This is a genomic window from Pandoraea pneumonica (assembly GCF_902459645.1).
GTDB lineage: Bacteria > Pseudomonadota > Gammaproteobacteria > Burkholderiales > Burkholderiaceae > Pandoraea > Pandoraea pneumonica.
In genome coordinates this window covers 331,870-348,753 of record NZ_CABPSK010000001.1, presented here as the reverse complement: position 1 = coordinate 348,753, position 16,884 = coordinate 331,870, and the positions used below count along the sequence as shown (strand labels likewise).

Here is a 16,884-nt window from a genome sequence, read left to right as displayed (position 1 = left end):
CGGCCGACGATTAGCGATTGCGCGTGGCAATCACGTCTGCGGCAGTTCGATCTTCACTTCGAGCACTTCCAGGTTGTCCTGGTGCTCGACGCTGACCTTGATGTCGTCTTGAGCGATCTTGACGTACTTGGAGATGACAGCGACCAACTCGCGTTGCAGTGCCGGCAAATAATCGGCAGGCGGCGACGAGCCCGAGCGTTCGTGCGCCAGAATAATCTGAAGGCGCTCTTTAGCGACGGAGGCGGTCTTTTTCTTCTCCCCCAGGAGGAAAGACAGGAAGGACATGGGCGGGCGCTCCTTACTTCGAGCCGAAAATGCGCTGCAACAGCCCCGGCTTTTGATAGTCGGTAAAGCGCATGGGCTTGTCTTCGCCCTTGAATCGGCTCACCACGTCGCGATACGCGTCGGCCACGTCGGTGCCCTCCAGATGGATGGCAGGCGTACCCTGGTTCGACGCATGCAGCACCGATTCCGATTCCGGAATCACGCCGATCAGCTTGATACGCAAAATTTCCTGAATATCTTCGAGCGAGAGCATCTGACCGTCGCTCACGCGTTTCGGGTTATAGCGGGTAATCAGCAGGTGCTCCTTGATCGGCTCGCTGCCTTCGATGGCCCGTTTCGTCTTCGACGACAGGATGCCGAGAATGCGGTCCGAATCGCGAACCGACGACACTTCCGGGTTGGTCACCACGAGCGCCTCATCGGCGAAGTGCATGGCGAGCAATGCGCCCGACTCGATACCGGCCGGCGAATCGCACACGATGTACTCGAAGCCCATGTCGGTGAGGTCCTTGATGACCTTCTCGACGCCTTCTTGCGTGAGCGCGTCTTTGTCCCGCGTTTGCGACGCGGGCAGGATGAACAGGTTCTCGGTCGACTTGTCCTTGATGAGCGCCTGATTGAGATTTGCTTCGCCCTGAATCACGTTGATCAGGTCGTACACCACGCGGCGCTCGCAACCCATGATCAGATCGAGATTGCGCAGACCGACGTCGAAATCGATGACTGCCGTTTTGTGCCCCTGCAAGGCGAGGCCGGCGGAAAAGCTGGCGCTGGTTGTCGTCTTACCGACACCACCCTTGCCAGAGGTCACCACAATCACTTTTGCCATCTGTCGATGCCTTCCCAAACTTGAGGATGAAATTAGCTACGAATCATTTGAGCCCGAGGGGCTCGAAAATCAGTTTGTCGTCTACCAGCCGCACCTGCACCGAACGCCCTTGAACATCGGGCGGTAGCGCATGTTCGCCGGTACGGTAAATACCGGCGATGGAAATCAGCTCAGGCTCCAGACAGGTACAGAAGATGCGCGCGTCGAGCTTGCCCTTCACCCCTGCCAGTGCCCGCCCCCGTAGCGGCGCGTAAATGTGAATATTACCTTCGGCGATCACCTCGGCCCCATAACTCACGAGATCGAGCAAAATCAAATCGCCCTTGGCATAGACCTGCTGGCCTGAACGCAAGGGCTTATCGATGATGGTCGAGGGGATGGCGGAAGGCTCCGGCGCGCTCGCGTTTGCGCTCGCAGCGGCCGCTGCCGCGACGATTGCCGCGGCTTCACCCGACGCTTCGCTGTCGCTTTCGCGCGCGTCGTCGCGGGCATTGCGCGGTGCACGGCGCTCATGACTATCCAGACGCGGCAGGCCATCCACCACGGCCCAATCGGTCTGTTCGGCATTGGCGACCACGCCAATGGGTTTCATCCGGAATTCCGCCAGCATTTCGGCCAGCGCGGGCACGGCAACTCGCTCGGTCCCCGTCAGGCGGCGCACGTCGATCGCGACGGTGTCGCCCGCAAAGAACTCCGGGGTGGCCTCGAAACGTTGCGCCAATTCGGTGCGCAGCGTATCCAGTTGAGGCGTCTTGACTACGAAATGCAGGGTATCTACAGCACCGCTGCGTAACTCGAAGTACGGCGTTTTCTTTTGCGGCATGTCAGGTCGTTGAGCGCGTTGCTGGCAGCGTGTTGCTGGCAAATTGGGCCATTCTACAGTCCCTCGGCGCTGAGCAAACCCAAAATAAGCGGGCGAACCTCGCGATTCGGGTGGTTTTGGTCACTATTGCATCGCAGCAAATCAATGCATTTGTCATCCGCAATTAACGTATTGAATGACACACGAGTGTCATTCTAAAAGCCTATGCTGGCTCTGGGAAAGTCCAATACAAGAAATGCTGCAAAGCAGCATCGAAAGTGCGAATTCTGTCGCGCAAGTGCCATATTCGTGACCTATCCTTAAAGTCCCTTGATGTGGGACCCCTGTTGAACCGCAAAACCGGGAGACGAAGATGCTGAGTCATCATGAATTTGCCACCCTGATGCTGGTCAAGGACGCTCCGGAGCAAGTGGAGCTCGACCGCCCGGACCTCAATTCGCTGCTCGAGAGCAAGCTCATTGAATGGGAAGAGTTGGCGCCGGGTGTGAAGTCCCCGCGCCTGACTGTCCAGGGCAAATATGTCCTTCAGGCCGTCGCCTGAGCGCCCAGCTAGCAAGTAAGGTGTCTAGTAACAGAAAGCCCGCCGAAAGGCGGGCTTTTTATATTTCCAGTCCTAAGCGGCACGTTGCGCGCCGCGAGGTCCATACGGGTGAATTAACCGTGCCGGATATCCCTGCGATGACGCCGCCAGGTGTGACGCGCAGCCGGATGCTCGCGGCACCAGTTACGGTCCGCCAGCCAGGCGACGGCAACTCCGACGACCAGCACTATCACCAACATTGCAATCAGGCTCCCTGTCAGCATCGTGGCCTCCTTACTTCGTAATGGCGGGATGGCACGATTTGATTCTAGGCAATCTCTATCGCAAAAGGTACTTAAAAGTGATTCGGGTATACCGCGTCAGCCGGTCGCCGGACAATCTACCCGATGGCGGCCAATCGCTTGCGGCAGCGCAGCAGCGCGGTCTTTGGCGCACGCATGACGCGTGCCTGACCGCCCACTGACGCTGCCCTTCCAACGCATAGTTAGAGAGAATCGACGACACCGCCATCCACACGCAGCGCAGCGCCCGTTGTGGCCGATGCCTGCGGCGACGCAACATACACCACCATATTCGCGACCTCCGTCGTGCTCGCGGCACGGCCGATGATCGAACTCGGGCGATGCTCCTGCACAAAGGCCGCTGCGGCCTGTTCCATATCGGCGTCCGCGGGCACGCCCGCTTGATGCAGCATTTCGGCCATGCCGTCCGAGAGCGTCGGCCCCGGCAGCACGGCGTTGACCGTCACGCCGGTGCCGCGCATGCGCTTAGCCAACCCGCGCGAGACCGCCAATTGGGCCGTTTTCGTCATGCCGTAGTGAATCATGTCTTCGGGGATATTCAGTGCGGACTCCGACGAAATGAAGATCACCCGCCCCCACTCGCGCGCCGCCATGCCCGGCAGATACGCCCGCGATAGCCGCACGCCGGACATCACGTTGACGTCATAAAAGCGCGCCCAATCCGCATCCGGAATCTCGAAGAAGTCCTGCGGCCCGAAAATCCCCGCGTTGTTCACGAGAATGTCGACATCCGGCACCTCGGAGACCAACGCATCGCATCCCTGAGCCGTCGCAAGATCGGCAGCCACACCGCTCACTTGTGCGCCGGGCACCGCTTCACGCAACCGCGCAACGGCGGCGTCCACGCTGGCCTTCGAGCGGCCATTGACGATCGTCGTCGCACCGGCTGCCGCAAGCCCTTGAGCAATGGCAAAGCCGATGCCCGCCGTCGACGCCGTCACCAACGCCACTTTCTCTTTCAAGTCGATATACATACGGAAAACTCCAAAGCGTGATTCGTTAGGACAACTGGCGGTGCAATGCTGCCTGCTCCCGCCAGTCGGTATTGGGATGCAATCGCGAAATCACGCGATCGCCCCACCCGCATCGATAAGCACCGTCGAGCCCGTCGCGCTGGGCGTGCCTGCCAGATACAGAATCGAGTTCGCCACGTCCTCGGCCGCCACGACGCGACGCGCGGGCAGACGCTGCGCAGCATTGGCGTACATCGCTTCGCGATCGGCTTCCGGCAGTTTGTTCCACAGCGGCGTCACCGTCAGCCCCGGCGACACCGTGTTCACGCGCACCGGCGAGAGTTCGAGGGCGAGCCCGCGCCCCAACGCTTCAATCGCTGCATTGATGGCGCCCTGCACCACCGATGCCGTACTCGGGCGCACGCTCAGATAGCCGGACGTCAGCGTGAGCGAACCGCCGTCCTCAATGCGCGCGAAGCGGGCAATGTGATACGTCCCCCAGAACTTGCTGTCGAACGCCGCGTGCGCGTCGTCGAGCGAGAGTTTGCGTACCGCACCGGTCGGCGTCTGCGCCGCCGAAATCACCACGTGTTGCCAAGGTGCGTGATCGGCGAAGAATTTTTCCACCGCAGCCGCATCGCCCGTATCGAGTACGACAGCACGCGCGGTGGTGCCGATGGTCGCCAGCGCCTCATCGAGCTTGGCCTGACTGCGCGACGCGATCGTGACTGCCGCACCCGCCTTCGCAAACGCTTGCGCCGCAGCGCGGCCAATGCCTGAACTGCCGCCAATCACCAGCACGCGCTGGCCTTCGAAGTTGAACATGCTGAATCTCCCGGAGAGCAATAGGAACGGAACAAGAAGCAGGCGTCGGTACTTGGTAGTGCCCCGTCACGCGACGTCATGGACGCATTGTCGTCCTCATTCAGAAAGAAGATAATCCCCGGAAAAACTGAATGACTCTCTTCAAAATATTGAGAATCTGCTCGTGATGATCGATCAAACGCTAGACCTCACCTTGTTCGACCGGGTCGTTGCCACGGGCAGCATGTCCGCAGCGGCGCGGGAATTGGGCTTGTCGCTGGCCGTGGTGAGCAAGCGGCTGGGGTTACTAGAACAGCGGCTCGGCGTGCGGCTGCTGAACCGTACGACGCGCCGTCAGGCCCTGACCGAGGAGGGGCAGGTCTTTCACGCGTGTTGCCAGCGAATTATTGCGGAAATTGCCGAGACCGAGCGATTGATGACGACACAGGCGGGCACCGTCGGCGGCGTGCTGCGCATCAGCGCCCCGCGCGCTTTCGGACGGCGGCATCTCGCAGCGCTCTTAGTCGCGTTTCGCGAGCGCCATCCCGATCTCAAAGTGCAATTGGAATTGAGCGATCTGTGGGTCGATTTGGTGGCGCACGGCATCGATGTCGCCATTCGCGTGGGCACCCTGCCCGACTCCAGTCTCGTCGCGCAGGAGTTGGCGCCGAACTATCGCGTGTTGGTGGCCTCGCCCGAGTATCTGGCGCGCCGCGGCACGCCGAGCGAAGTGAGCGATCTTCAGCAGCACGATTGCATTCTGTTCGGCCATGCGGCGCATGGCGACTGGCGTTTCGTGTGGCAATCGGAAACGCTGCGCGTGCAAGTCCAGAACACTTATGTGGTGGATGACGGCGACACCGCGCACGAACTGGCGCTGCACGGGGCCGGTATCGCACAGAAATCGATCTGGGATGTCGGCGACGACATCAACGCCGGACGCCTCGTGCGCGTCCTGCCCGCCCTGCCAATTCCCGCATCGCCGCTGCACGCCGTCTATCCGCACAGCCGCCATCTCGCCCCGCGCACGCGAGCCTTCGTGGACTTTCTGCGCGACCGGCTTCGCGCGGCATGGCGATGGCCACAGCAATGAATCTGGTGACGGCCCTTACCCTTGCGCCGCCCCCGTGAGCGCCTGACGCCCTGCGGCCAGCAGCGCATCAGAGAGTGCCGGATCAGACGCGGCCACGGCACGCGACAACACCAGCGTGCCGACCATCTGCGAAAAGCGCGCCATCGCCGCCTGCGCAGCGTCGTGTTCGCTCATCCCCTGCTCGACACCGGCGGCCGTCAGCTTCGCCAATAGCTCCGCGAGCCCTTGCGCATAACACGCTTGCGCTTCGGCACCGATACGCGGCGCATCGCCAGCAAACCCGGCCATCGGACAACCGCACGCCACGTCGTCGCGGTGCGTGGCAGACAAGTAACGCGCCACACGCGCCTCAGGCGACATCGCCGCCTGCGCAGCGGCATCGCCGCCGGTCAGCACCCCGTTCGAACCTGACACCGCCCGCGCCATCACCGCAGCGACCAACGCATCTTTCGACTTGAAATGGTTGTAAAAACCGCCTTGCGTGAACCCGGCTTCTTTCATCAACGCCGTCAGCCCCACCGCGTCGACGCCATGTTCGCGAAACAGCCGCTCGGCGGCGGCCACAATGGCCTCGCGGTTTTCCGCTGCCTTTTCCCTCGAAATTCCCATATTTGGCTCCCTCGGCACGTCGCCGAACGCATCGCCCCTATCATTGCGATCGAAAATGACAATGTTGATCACCATTGACAAGAATCAAAGCCTGTCGGCACAATGCACCCCAATGACGATGGCGATCACAATTGTCATGAAGTATAGCCGAAGCCGAGCCGCTGAGCCCTCGTTGAACCCTATAACGCGGCCAACCCATTGCACTGGAGCGTTGCCATGAAGATCAAAGATGCTGTCGTATTCGTCACCGGTGCCAACCGGGGCCTTGGACTGGAATTCGCCAAACAGGCGCTCGCCCTCGGGGCGAAGAAGGTTTACGCCGGGTCGCGCGATCCGGCCAACGTCACCCTGCCGGGGGTGATTCCCGTGCGGCTCGACGTGACGAATCCCGACGAAGTCGCCGCCGCTGCCCGGCTGGCAGGCGACGTCACGCTGCTCATCAACAATGCGGGCATTGCCCGAGTGAGCGAAGGCCTGACGCGCCCCGGTGCCGACACGCTGCTGCGCGACACGCTGGAGACGAACGTCTTCGGCATGCTCGCCACCTCGCAGGCCTTTAGTGCAGCGTTGGGCCGCAATGGCGGCGGCGCCATTCTCAACGTGCTGTCGATCGTGAGCTGGATCAGTTCGTCGGTCATTCCCGAATATGCGATTTCGAAGGCGGCCGCGTGGTCGCTCACGAACGGCCTGCGCTTGGCGCTGCGTGAGCAGAACACGCAAGTCGTCGGGCTGCATGCGGGCTTCATCGATACCGATCTCACGCGCGGCTTCGAAGCGGAGAAACTCGCGCCGTCCGACGTTGTGCGTCAGGCTTACGCGGCGATCGAAGCGGGTGAAGAGGAAGTGAGCGTGGACGAACGCACGCGCGAGGTGAAGCAAGCGCTCTCACAAGGCGTGTACCTGCTCGACCCCGCGCGGGAATCGGAGCAGCACTAAGCCAGGCCAGCGGCGCACCAATGAAAAACGCCGCGATACCCATATCGGGATCGCGGCGTTTTTTCGCCTAAAGCCGCTTGAGCGACTTGAGCGACTAAACCAGCTTAGGCCGCCTTATCCATCTGACGCTCACCGCCCACGGCTTCGATCAGATCGTCGAGCAGCTTGGCGAGCTCGCCGGTCATCAGCGCCACGTCGGCGTCGAACTTCTCGGCCTCGCCTTCGGCCGTCGGATCGGCGGCATCTTTGATGATGTCGAGCGGCGTCACGCGCTTGATCGCGAAGGCATCCGTGAGCACGAACGAGATACGGTCGTTCCACGTCATCGCGAGCTTGGTACAGCGCTTGCCCGCTTCGATGTGTTGACGCACATCCGCGCCGTCGAGCGGGTGACGCACGTAACGCACGGCAGCCTTCTCATCGGTATTCGAGCGCAGTTCCACGTCCTGATCGACGGTGAAGCCGCCCGGCGCTTCGTTACCGGCCAGCCACGACGTCATGACAGCGACCGGTGCCTCGTTGAGCTCAATGTTCTCGAGCGTGATGTCGAGCGTCTTGAGCAGCAGGCTGCGCACTTCGTCGGCCTTCGTCGGCGACGCAGCGTCGATCACCAGCCAGCGATTCACCGGATCGATCCACACGCGCGTGTCACGGCGAATGCCGAAGGCGCGCGGCAGCAGTTCGTCGGTGACCTGCTCCTTGAGTTCCTTCATCTGCTTGCGGCCCGGCTTGAAGCCCTGCTGCTCTTCGAGTTCGGCCGCCTTGGCGCGCGTCACTTGATTGACGACGGTCGACGGCAGCAGCTTCTTCTCGGCACGATAGGCCAGCAGAAATTGACGATTGATGCTGTGAACGAGCTCGCCGCCTTCACGCGGCGCCGCCCAGCCCTGCACTTGCATTTCGAGGCTGCCGCCCTCGCGGAACGCGTGCTTCTCGAGCGCGTCTTCCATTTGCGCGACGCTCATGGACCAACCGGCAGGAATTCGGTGCAACTGAAGATTCTTGAACCACATCGGCATCACCGCAAAAAGCAAAAGGAGCGATTTTACCAGTGACCCGATGGGCGACGCGACCGACTTTACAAATCAAAGGAATCGGTCGAGGATCTTGCGGCTCGGTTTGTCGAGACTGCTCGAGTCTCGAATGAGGAAGTGAATGCCGTGGCTGTCGGTAATGAGCAGCGTCTGGCCGCCGAGACGGCGAATATCTTCTTCGCCGCGCAGCACGAACGAGGCTTCGCCGCGATTGGTCTGCACCGTCCACGTACTCGGCGTGGCAAACGTCGACACGCCCTTGATGCGTTGCACTTCGGGCATGAATTCGCGCGCCGCCAACTCCTCGCGCACCAGCGTCTGCATATTCACCGGCAGCACGTCGAGCGAGTCGAGCCATGCCAACTCGCGCCCTTCGGTACTCACCAGCGCCAGCCCGTCGTCGGGTGCGGCAATCGGAAAGGCGCGCACAGGCACCACGCCTTCGTGCGAAATACCGGCGCTGTCGGTGAGCACCAATCGGCCAAACGCGTTACGCGAGAGCGTGAAATCGATTTGCATAAGGTCCTCGCGTCGATCAGTTGGCCGAGAGCGGCTGTGCGGGGGCGGCGGTCACGGCGGCGATCGTCGCGGCGGCTTCGGCGGTGTCGAGCGTTTCGTCGATGTCCGTATCGACGTTGCGTTGCTGGGCCTGATACAGCTTGTAGTAAGCCCCTTCGCGCGCGATCAGTTCATCGTGGTTGCCCACTTCGACGATCTTGCCGCGGTCGAGCACCACCAGCCGGTCGGCCTTGCGCAGCGTCGAGAGCCGGTGCGCGATGGCAATTGTCGTGCGGCCTTGCACGAGGTTGTCGAGCGCCTTTTGAATTTCCTTCTCGGTGGCCGTATCGACCGACGACGTGGCCTCGTCGAGAATCAGAATGCGCGGGTCGATCAGCAGTGCGCGCGCAATCGAAATACGCTGACGCTCGCCGCCCGAGAGGGCTTGCCCGCGCTCACCGACGAGCGAGTCGTAACCATGCGGCAACCGCAAGATAAATTCATGGGCGTGCGCAGCACGCGCGGCGGCCACCACTTCGGCGCGCGTCGCATTCGGTTTGCCGTAGGCGATATTGTCGGCAATCGTGCCGAAGAACAGGAACGGCTCCTGCAACACCAGCCCCACGTTGCGGCGGAATTCCGAGACCGGCAGCGCGCGAATATCCACGCCGTCGATTTGAATCGAGCCTTCGGCCACGTCGTAGAAGCGGCAGATCAGGTTCACCAGCGTGCTCTTGCCCGAGCCGCTGTGGCCCACCAGGCCGATCATCTCGCCCGGGGCGATGCGCAAGTCCATGCCGCGAATCACCGAGCGGTTGCCGTAACGGAAGCCGATGTCGCGCAGATCGATCGCGCCCTTCACTTCCTTCAGATGCACCGGGTTGACGGGCTCCGGTACGTTCGAGACGTGATCGAGCACGTCGAAGATACGCTTGGCGCCAGCGGCGGCCTTCTGCGTGACCGAGACGATACGGCTCATCGAATCGAGACGCGTATAGAAACGGCTGATGTAAGTCAGGAACGCGGCGAGCACACCGACCGTGATCTCGTGCTTCGAGATTTGCCAGATGCCGAAGATCCACACCACCAGCAGGCCCACTTCGGTCAGGAACGTCACCGTCGGCGAGAACAGCGACCACACGCGGTTCACGCGGTCGTTGACCACGAGGTTATGACGGTTGGCTTCCTTAAAGCGCGCCACTTCGCGGTTTTCCTGCGCAAACGCTTTGACGACGCGAATGCCCGGAATGGTGTCGGCCAGCACGTTGGTGATTTCGGCCCAGATCCGGTCGACCTTTTCGAAGCCATGACGCAGACGGTCGCGCACCAGATGAATCAGCCAGGCAATGAACGGCAGCGGCACGAGCGTAACCACCGCCAGCCAAGGGTTGATCGAAATGAGAATGACCGCGGTCATCACGATCATCAGCACGTCGGTGGCGAAGTCGAGCAAGTGCAGCGACAGGAACACGCAGATGCGGTCGCTCTCCGAGCCGATACGCGCCATCAAGTCACCCGTGCGCTTTCCGCCGAAATATTCCAGCGACAGACGCAGCAAGTGCGAATACGTTTCCGTGCGCAGGTCGGCGCCGATACGCTCGGACACCTTGGCGAGCAGATACGTGCGCGCCCAGCCCAGCACCCACGCCACGACGCCTGCGCCGAGCAGGCCCGAGAGATACATTCCCACCAGATGATAATCGATGGGCTTGCCGTTCTGGAACGGAATCAACACGTTGTCCATCAGCGGCATCGTCAGATACGGCGGGATCAACGTGGCGCCGGTCGCGCACAGCGTGAGCAAGAAACCGGCGAGCAACTGAAAGCGGTACGGCCGCGCAAAGCGCCACAGGCGCAGCAAAGCCCACGTCGACGGTGGGGCTTCCGTTTCCGGGTTGCATTGCGGGCAGTCGTCGACGCCCGGCGGCAGTTCGGCCAGACAGATCGGGCAAGTGCCGACTTCCGCGACCTCGTCTGCCGCCACGCGGCCCGCCACGGTGGCGTCGCGCATGCGCACCACGGTATCCATCAACTGCAAGGCGGCGGGGTTATGGCCCAGCGTGTAGCGCCAGCTGGCGAGCTTGCGGTGCGCGTCGCACAACTCCAGCGCGCCGACGCCGGCGTGATCGGTATGCGTGAGCGACAAATCCGCCCGATACGCCCATGTCTGCCAGCCCCCGGCTTGCGCCGACGCCCCGCCTGCCGTGGCCTCGCGCGCCAGAATCCGGCGGTCGGTCGCCACCACCACGCCGCGCGCAAAGTGCAGGTGCGCGTCGAGATCGATCGTCAGCCAGGCCAGCACGACCTCGCCGTCGGCCAACTGTGCGGCGGCGTCCGGGTACCAGGACTCGGCGGCGGCACTGCGGGCAGAAGCGGCAAAGGAAGCGGGAGCGGCAGCGGGCGGGCGACTGTCGGAGGCGGCGGTGGGACTGGCGGAGGCGGTGTCGGTCATTGCTGCGGCGGGCGTGTCCTCAAGGGGCGGACATCGAGGCAAACGGAGAGAAATCGACGCGAGCTTTCCCTGTCAGCCCGCAAATTTGCCGCAAGTATAACCACAGCGACGCCTTTTGCGGCGGGGAGTTCCCCGATGACACACCGCAACATTGAAATATTGTTGCGCCGGTCAACCGATTGCCCGATTTCACGTTAAGTAACCAGTTAACTGTACAAGCGCGACCGGCTGTGCCGCCCGAAATCGGCCTTGCCGGCTTCACCGAATCCAGCCTTGACGCGTGAATTAGCCTTAGATGAAAAAGAAAGACATTGAGATTTTCGATGTCCTGTCGCTGCGCGGCCCGAATATGTGGACATATCGGCCGGTGCTTGAGGCATGGGTCGATATCGGCGAACTCGAAGAGTTCCCGTCCAACAAGATCCCGGGGTTTCCTGAGCGGCTGTCCGCGTGGCTGCCGACGCTCATCGAGCACCGTTGCAGCATCGGCGAGCGCGGCGGCTTCTTGCAGCGCCTGCGCGAAGGCACGTGGCCCGGCCACATTCTGGAACACGTCACGCTGGAATTGCAGAACCTCGCGGGCATGCCCGGCGGCTTCGGCAAAGCGCGTGAGACCCCGATCAGCGGCGTCTACAAGGTGATCGTGCGTGCCTGGCACGAAGACGTGACCCGCGCCGCGCTGTTCGCGGCCCGCGATCTGGTCATGGCTGCCATCGAAGACCGCCCGTACGACGTGGAAGCTGCCGTCGAAATGCTGCGCGGTCTGGTCGACAAGCACTGCCTGGGCCCGAGCACCGCCTGCATCGTCGATGCGGCCGACGATCGCGACATCCCGCATATCCGCCTGTCCGACGGCAATCTGGTGCAACTGGGCTACGGCGCTGCCGCCCGCCGCATCTGGACCGCCGAGACGGACCGCACCCCCGCCATCGCCGAGAGCATCTCGCGCGACAAAGACCTCACCAAACAATTGCTGGAATCGTGCGGCGTGCCCGTGCCGGAAGGCCGTCTGGTCGAGAGCGCCGACGACGCGTGGGAAGCCGCCGAAGACATCGGCCTGCCGGTGGTGGTCAAGCCGTACGACGGCAACCATGGCCGTGGCGTGTTCATCAATCTCACCACGCGAGAAGAAGTCACCACGGCGTTCGCCGTCGCCCTCGAAGAAGGCAACGGCGTGATCGTCGAGCGCTTCGTGCAAGGGCTGGAGCATCGCCTGCTCGTGGTGGGTGGCCGTGTGGTCGCCGCCGCGATGGGCGAAATGGCCTCGGTGGTCGGCGACGGCAAGCACACCGTCTCGGAACTCATCGAGCTGCAAATCAACAGCGACCCGCGTCGCGGCAGCGCGGAAGACCAGCCGCTCAACCGCGTGCGCATCGACTCGTCGGCCCGGCTGGAGCTCAAGCGTCAAGGTTTCGACGCCGATTCCGTGCCGCCCGAAGGCAAGAACGTCCTGATTCAGCGCAACGGCAACGTCGCGTTCGACGTCACCGACCGTGTGCACCCGAGCGTGGCCGCCCATGCGTCGCTGGCCGCCCGTATCGTCGGGCTGGACATCGCCGGTGTCGATCTGGTGGCGGAAGACATCTCCCGCCCGCTGGCCGACCAACGCGGCGCCATCGTCGAAGTCAACGCCGGCCCCGGCCTGCTCATGCACCTGAAGCCGGCGTCGGGCGAAGCCCGCCCGGTAGGCCGCGCCATCGTCGACCACCTGTTCCCGCAAGGCGATGCCGGCCGTATTCCGGTTGTCGGCATCACCGGCACCAACGGCAAGACCGTTGTCGCCCGCCTGCTCACGCATTTGCTGCAATTGGCTGGGGAACATACCGGCCTCGCATGCAGCGACGGCCTGTTCCTCGACAAGCGCCTCGTGCAAAGCGGCGACCGCGCCAACTGGGACGCCGCACACCGCGTACTGATGAACGCCAGCGTCACCGCTGCCGTGTTCGAGAACGATAGCGGCGCCATCCTCTCCGAAGGCTTGGCCTACGACCGCTGCCAGGTCGGCATCGTCACCAACATCGACCGTCCGGACCATCTGGGCCAGTTCTTCGTTGAAGACGTCGACCGCATGTACAACGTGCTGCGTACGCAGATCGACGTGGTGCTGCCCGAAGGCGTGGCGGTACTCAACGCCCGCGATCCGCTCGTGGTCGAAATGGCCGATCTGTGCGACGGCGACGTGATCTTCTTCGGTCTGGACGAGCAACTGCCTGCCATCGTGGCGCATCGCGCTGCCGGTAAACGTGTGGTGTTCGTGCGCGATGGTCGCGTGGTGCTCGCCACGGGTGCAGAAGAAAGCGTTGTGGCCGCTACCGCCGACATGCCGCTGACCTACGCCGGGCGCGTCGCCTTCCAGATCGAGAACGTGCTGGCCGCTGTGGCTGCTGCGTGGTCGATGGGCGTGAAGCTCGACATCCTGCGTGCTGGCGTGACCACGTTCGACGTGGGTCAGGTTGACGCACCGGGCCGCTTCACTCTGTTCGAAAAGCAAGGCGCGACGGTCATCGTCGACGACGCTCACAACGCCCCGGCGCTGACCGCGCTGGCGGCTGCACTGGCCACGTTGCCGGGCGAGCGCCGCATTGCCGTCTACGGCCCGGGCCTCGACCGCATGGACGAAGACCTGCAAGCCGAGGGCAAGCTGCTCGCGCAGACGTTCGATCGCGTGGTGCTGTGCGACGACCAAAGCGTGTCGCGCAAACGTGAGTCGGCCGAGTCGCGGGCGCAACTGCGTGCCGGTATCGATGCGGCGGGCCGCAAGGTCCAAGTGGCTGACGCTGGCGAGCGCCGTAGCGCTGCCGAGGAAGCCTTGGCCCAGTTGGTGCCGGGCGACGTGCTGGTGCTGCAAGCCGATGAAGGCGGTGCGGCGGCCATGCTCGACCTCGTGCACCTGTGGATGGGTCAACCGATGCGCGCGCTGGCCGCCTGAGCGCCCGCCACAGACAGCAGCGATGAAATGAAGACAGGCGGCGTTCGGGGAAGTTAAATGCCGCCTGCTCTATATAGATAGTTACCGAATACCCAAGCCACAGTCGTTTTTCTCGCAAACCACCAGCCATACAGGGACGCGAAGTGGACAGACAGGGATTGCAATTTATGGAAGTCTCCCGCATCCGCGCATTGCGCGGTCCGAACCTCTGGAGCCGTCACACGGCCATCGAGGCCATCGTGACGTGTACCGATCTCGAGTACTCGATCGGCAATTTGGCCGGTTTCGAAGCGCGTCTGCGTGCGCGTTTCCCGGAACTGACGGCCCTCACGCCCGATGCGGAAGAGCGTCCGGTGTCGCTCGCCGACGCCCTCGCCACGACCGCCCTGCACTTGCAGGCGGCGGCCGGATGCCCGGTGACGTTCAGCCAAACGACGCAAACCATCGAGCCGGGCACGTTCCAAGTGGTGGTGCAGTACACCGAGGAGCCCGTTGGGCGTCTCGCGTTCGAACTCGCACAGCAACTGATCAATGCCGCGCTCGAAGACAGCCCGTTCGATCTGGCCGACGCCCTCTACCGCTTGCGCGACCTCGATGAAGACGTGCGCCTCGGCCCGTCGACCGGTTCGATCGTCTACGCGGCGGTGGCGCGCGGCATTCCGTATCGCCGCCTGACCGAAGGGTCGATGGTGCAATTCGGCTGGGGCAGCAAGCAACGCCGTATTCAAGCCGCCGAAACCGACCGCACGTCGGCTGTCGCGGAATCGATTGCCCAAGACAAAGACCTGACCAAGACGCTGCTGCACGCGGCCGGCGTGCCGGTGCCGTTGGGCGGCACCGTGCGCGACATCGAAGACGCGTGGAAGCTGGTGCAGGAAATCGACGCCCCTGTGGTGGTCAAGCCGCGCGACGGCAACCAAGGCAAGGGTGTAGCCGTGCGTCTGCGCACGCGCGAAGAGATCGAGAAGGCGTTCGAAGCTGCGCAAGATATCAGCCGCGACGTCATCATCGAGCGCTACATTCCGGGCCACGACTTCCGCCTGCTGGTGATCGGCAACAAGCTGGTTGCTGCGGCACGCCGCGATCCGCCGCAAGTGACCGGCGACGGCGTGCACACCGTGCGTCAGTTGGTCGAAACGGTTAACGCCGACCCGCGCCGTGGCGAAGGCCATGCGACGTCGCTGACCAAGATTCGCTTCGACGACATCGCACTTGCGACGCTCGCCAAGCAAGGACTGAACGCCGACTCCGTGCCCGAAGCGGGCGCGCGCATCGTGCTGCGTAACAACGCCAACCTGTCGACGGGCGGCACCGCCACCGACGTGACCGACGACGTCCATCCGGAAATCGCCGCACGCGCCGTAGCTGCTGCGCAGCAAGTCGGTCTGGATATCGCGGGCGTGGATGCTGTGTGCGAGACGGTCATTCGTCCGTTCGAAGATCAGGCAGGCGGCATTGTTGAAGTCAATGCGGCACCCGGCCTGCGCATGCACTTGCAACCGTCGTACGGCAAGGGCCGTGCGGTCGGTGAAGCCATCGTCTCGACCATGTTCGAAGACGGCGACGACGGCCGTATTCCGGTCGTGGCCGTGTCGGGCACGAATGGCAAGACGACGACGGTGCGTTTGATTGCGCACCTGATCGCCCAGCGTGGCCTGCGTGTCGGCATGACCGGCACCGATGGCATTTACGTGAGCGGTCAGCGTATCGACACGGGCGATTGCAGCGGTCCGCGCAGCGCGCGTAACGTGCTGCTGCACCCGGACGTGGACGCCGCCGTTTTCGAAACCGCACGTGGCGGCTTGCTGCGTGAGGGGCTGGCCTACGACCGTTGCGACGTCGCCGTGGTGACGAACATCGGCATGGGCGACCACCTTGGCCTGTCGTACATCAACACGGTCGAAGATCTGGCCGTGCTCAAGAGCGTGATCGTGCGCAACGTCGCGCCGAACGGCATGGCTGTGCTGAACGCCGCCGACCCGATGGTCGCTCGCATGGCCGACGCTTGCCCGGGCAAGGTGACGTATTTCGCCATGGACGCATCGCATCCGGTGCTCGCCACGCACCGCGCCAAGGGCAAGCGCGTGGTGTTCGTCGAAGGCGGCGATATCGTGACGGCGCAAGGCAGCGAAGAAACGCGCTATGCGTTGTCGGCAATTCCGCTTACGCGTGGTGGTGCGATCGGCTTCCAAGTCGAGAACGCCATGGCAGCGATTGGTGCGGCATGGGCACTGGCGATCGATCCGACGATCGTGCGCGCGGGTTTGGCCACGTTCGTGAACGATGCGGGCACGGCACCGGGACGCTTCAACGTGTTCGACTACAAGGGTGCGACGGTGATTGCCGATTACGGTCACAACCCGGACGCGATTGCCGCGCTCACGCAGGCTGTCGAAACGATGCCGGCCAAGCGCCGCTCGGTGGTGATTTCGGGCGCGGGCGACCGTCGCGACGAAGACATCCGCCGTCAGACGGAAATTCTGGGCGACGCTTTCGACGATGTGCTGCTGTATCAGGATCAATGCCAGCGCGGCCGTGAAGACGGCGAAGTGCTGGGCCTGCTGCGCGAAGGTCTCGTGGATGCTCGACGCACCAGCCATATCGACGAAATTCGCGGCGAATTTGCTGCGATCGATACGGCACTGGCGCGTCTGCAACCGGGCGACCTGTGCTTGATTCTGATCGATCAAGTGGATGAAGCGCTGGAGCACATTGGTAAGCGCGTGAAGGAAGCTGCGGCGCGCTGATCGAAGGGTTGCCGAATGCGCGCGTCGCTCGACGCGCGACATATCGCCA

Annotated in this window: 14 protein-coding genes; 5 read left to right on the top strand and 9 right to left on the bottom strand. The window is 63.1% G+C overall.

Annotated features, from left to right (window positions below):
- Positions 1-30: 30 nt before the first annotated feature.
- Genes minE through minC form a run of 3 tightly spaced genes read right to left on the bottom strand, consistent with a single transcriptional unit; the run spans position 31 to position 1,937 of the window.
- Positions 31-285: a cell division topological specificity factor MinE gene (gene minE / locus PPN31114_RS01625; RefSeq protein ID WP_058378334.1), complete on the bottom strand. Its 255-nt coding sequence runs from the start codon at positions 283-285 to the stop codon at positions 31-33.
- Between the two features lie 13 nt (positions 286-298).
- Positions 299-1,114, bottom strand: a complete 816-nt coding sequence (gene minD / locus PPN31114_RS01620; RefSeq protein WP_150677756.1) for a septum site-determining protein MinD — start codon at positions 1,112-1,114, stop codon at positions 299-301.
- A 43-nt stretch (positions 1,115-1,157) separates the two neighbouring features.
- Positions 1,158-1,937, bottom strand: a complete 780-nt coding sequence (gene minC, locus PPN31114_RS01615; RefSeq protein ID WP_150677755.1) for a septum site-determining protein MinC — start codon at positions 1,935-1,937, stop codon at positions 1,158-1,160.
- A 352-nt stretch (positions 1,938-2,289) separates the two neighbouring features.
- On the opposite strand from minC, the gene PPN31114_RS01610 reads away from it, so the two are divergent.
- Complete coding sequence (locus PPN31114_RS01610; RefSeq protein ID WP_150677754.1) at positions 2,290-2,478, top strand: hypothetical protein; 189 nt, start codon at positions 2,290-2,292, stop codon at positions 2,476-2,478.
- Positions 2,479-2,962: 484 nt separating this feature from the next.
- Here the strand turns inward: PPN31114_RS01610 and PPN31114_RS01605 are convergent, their stop codons facing one another.
- Entirely contained in the window at positions 2,963-3,754 is a 792-nt protein-coding gene (locus PPN31114_RS01605; protein ID WP_150677753.1) for an SDR family NAD(P)-dependent oxidoreductase, read from the bottom strand.
- 90 nt (positions 3,755-3,844) lie between these two features.
- Entirely contained in the window at positions 3,845-4,558 is a 714-nt protein-coding gene (locus PPN31114_RS01600) for an SDR family oxidoreductase (RefSeq protein ID WP_150677752.1), read from the bottom strand.
- 163 nt (positions 4,559-4,721) lie between these two features.
- Between PPN31114_RS01600 and PPN31114_RS01595 the strand changes: the two genes are divergently transcribed.
- Entirely contained in the window at positions 4,722-5,630 is a 909-nt protein-coding gene (locus tag PPN31114_RS01595) for a LysR family transcriptional regulator (protein WP_370865823.1), read from the top strand.
- Positions 5,631-5,645: 15 nt separating this feature from the next.
- On the opposite strand, the gene PPN31114_RS01590 is transcribed toward PPN31114_RS01595, so the two are convergent.
- On the bottom strand, positions 5,646-6,239 hold the full coding sequence (locus PPN31114_RS01590) for a TetR/AcrR family transcriptional regulator (protein WP_150677751.1): 594 nt from the start codon (positions 6,237-6,239) through the stop codon (positions 5,646-5,648).
- Positions 6,240-6,455: 216 nt separating this feature from the next.
- On the opposite strand from PPN31114_RS01590, the gene PPN31114_RS01585 reads away from it, so the two are divergent.
- Entirely contained in the window at positions 6,456-7,175 is a 720-nt protein-coding gene (locus PPN31114_RS01585; protein ID WP_150677750.1) for an SDR family oxidoreductase, read from the top strand.
- Positions 7,176-7,279: 104 nt separating this feature from the next.
- Here PPN31114_RS01585 and PPN31114_RS01580 read toward each other — a convergent pair whose 3' ends face one another.
- The 3 genes from PPN31114_RS01580 to PPN31114_RS01570 form a co-directional block, all read right to left on the bottom strand.
- Positions 7,280-8,188, bottom strand: a complete 909-nt coding sequence (locus PPN31114_RS01580) for a recombination-associated protein RdgC (protein WP_150677749.1) — start codon at positions 8,186-8,188, stop codon at positions 7,280-7,282.
- A gap of 72 nt (positions 8,189-8,260) precedes the next feature.
- On the bottom strand, positions 8,261-8,728 hold the full coding sequence (locus PPN31114_RS01575) for a cyanophycin metabolism-associated DUF1854 family protein (RefSeq protein ID WP_150677748.1): 468 nt from the start codon (positions 8,726-8,728) through the stop codon (positions 8,261-8,263).
- Positions 8,729-8,744: 16 nt separating this feature from the next.
- The gene (locus tag PPN31114_RS01570; protein ID WP_150677747.1) at positions 8,745-11,159 is read right to left on the bottom strand and encodes a cyanophycin metabolism-associated ABC transporter; all 2,415 of its coding nucleotides are present in this window, start codon (positions 11,157-11,159) and stop codon (positions 8,745-8,747) included.
- 295 nt (positions 11,160-11,454) lie between these two features.
- On the opposite strand from PPN31114_RS01570, the gene cphA (PPN31114_RS01565) reads away from it, so the two are divergent.
- Together cphA (PPN31114_RS01565) and cphA (PPN31114_RS01560) are read left to right on the top strand one after the other, a co-directional pair.
- Entirely contained in the window at positions 11,455-14,088 is a 2,634-nt protein-coding gene (gene cphA / locus PPN31114_RS01565; RefSeq protein WP_150677746.1) for a cyanophycin synthetase, read from the top strand.
- A 167-nt stretch (positions 14,089-14,255) separates the two neighbouring features.
- Entirely contained in the window at positions 14,256-16,835 is a 2,580-nt protein-coding gene (gene cphA / locus PPN31114_RS01560) for a cyanophycin synthetase (protein ID WP_150677745.1), read from the top strand.
- The last annotated feature ends 49 nt before the right edge of the window (positions 16,836-16,884 follow it).

Coding starts and splice junctions, on each gene's coding strand:
- minE (WP_058378334.1), bottom strand. CDS start 285: ATGTCCTTCCTGTCTTTCCTCCTGGGGGAGAAGAAAAAGACCGCCTCC.
- minD (WP_150677756.1), bottom strand. CDS start 1,114: ATGGCAAAAGTGATTGTGGTGACCTCTGGCAAGGGTGGTGTCGGTAAG.
- minC (WP_150677755.1), bottom strand. CDS start 1,937: ATGCCGCAAAAGAAAACGCCGTACTTCGAGTTACGCAGCGGTGCTGTA.
- PPN31114_RS01610 (WP_150677754.1), top strand. CDS start 2,290: ATGCTGAGTCATCATGAATTTGCCACCCTGATGCTGGTCAAGGACGCT.
- PPN31114_RS01605 (WP_150677753.1), bottom strand. CDS start 3,754: ATGTATATCGACTTGAAAGAGAAAGTGGCGTTGGTGACGGCGTCGACG.
- PPN31114_RS01600 (WP_150677752.1), bottom strand. CDS start 4,558: ATGTTCAACTTCGAAGGCCAGCGCGTGCTGGTGATTGGCGGCAGTTCA.
- PPN31114_RS01590 (WP_150677751.1), bottom strand. CDS start 6,239: ATGGGAATTTCGAGGGAAAAGGCAGCGGAAAACCGCGAGGCCATTGTG.
- PPN31114_RS01585 (WP_150677750.1), top strand. CDS start 6,456: ATGAAGATCAAAGATGCTGTCGTATTCGTCACCGGTGCCAACCGGGGC.
- PPN31114_RS01580 (WP_150677749.1), bottom strand. CDS start 8,188: ATGTGGTTCAAGAATCTTCAGTTGCACCGAATTCCTGCCGGTTGGTCC.
- PPN31114_RS01575 (WP_150677748.1), bottom strand. CDS start 8,728: ATGCAAATCGATTTCACGCTCTCGCGTAACGCGTTTGGCCGATTGGTG.
- PPN31114_RS01570 (WP_150677747.1), bottom strand. CDS start 11,159: ATGACCGACACCGCCTCCGCCAGTCCCACCGCCGCCTCCGACAGTCGC.
- cphA (WP_150677746.1), top strand. CDS start 11,455: ATGAAAAAGAAAGACATTGAGATTTTCGATGTCCTGTCGCTGCGCGGC.
- cphA (WP_150677745.1), top strand. CDS start 14,256: ATGGAAGTCTCCCGCATCCGCGCATTGCGCGGTCCGAACCTCTGGAGC.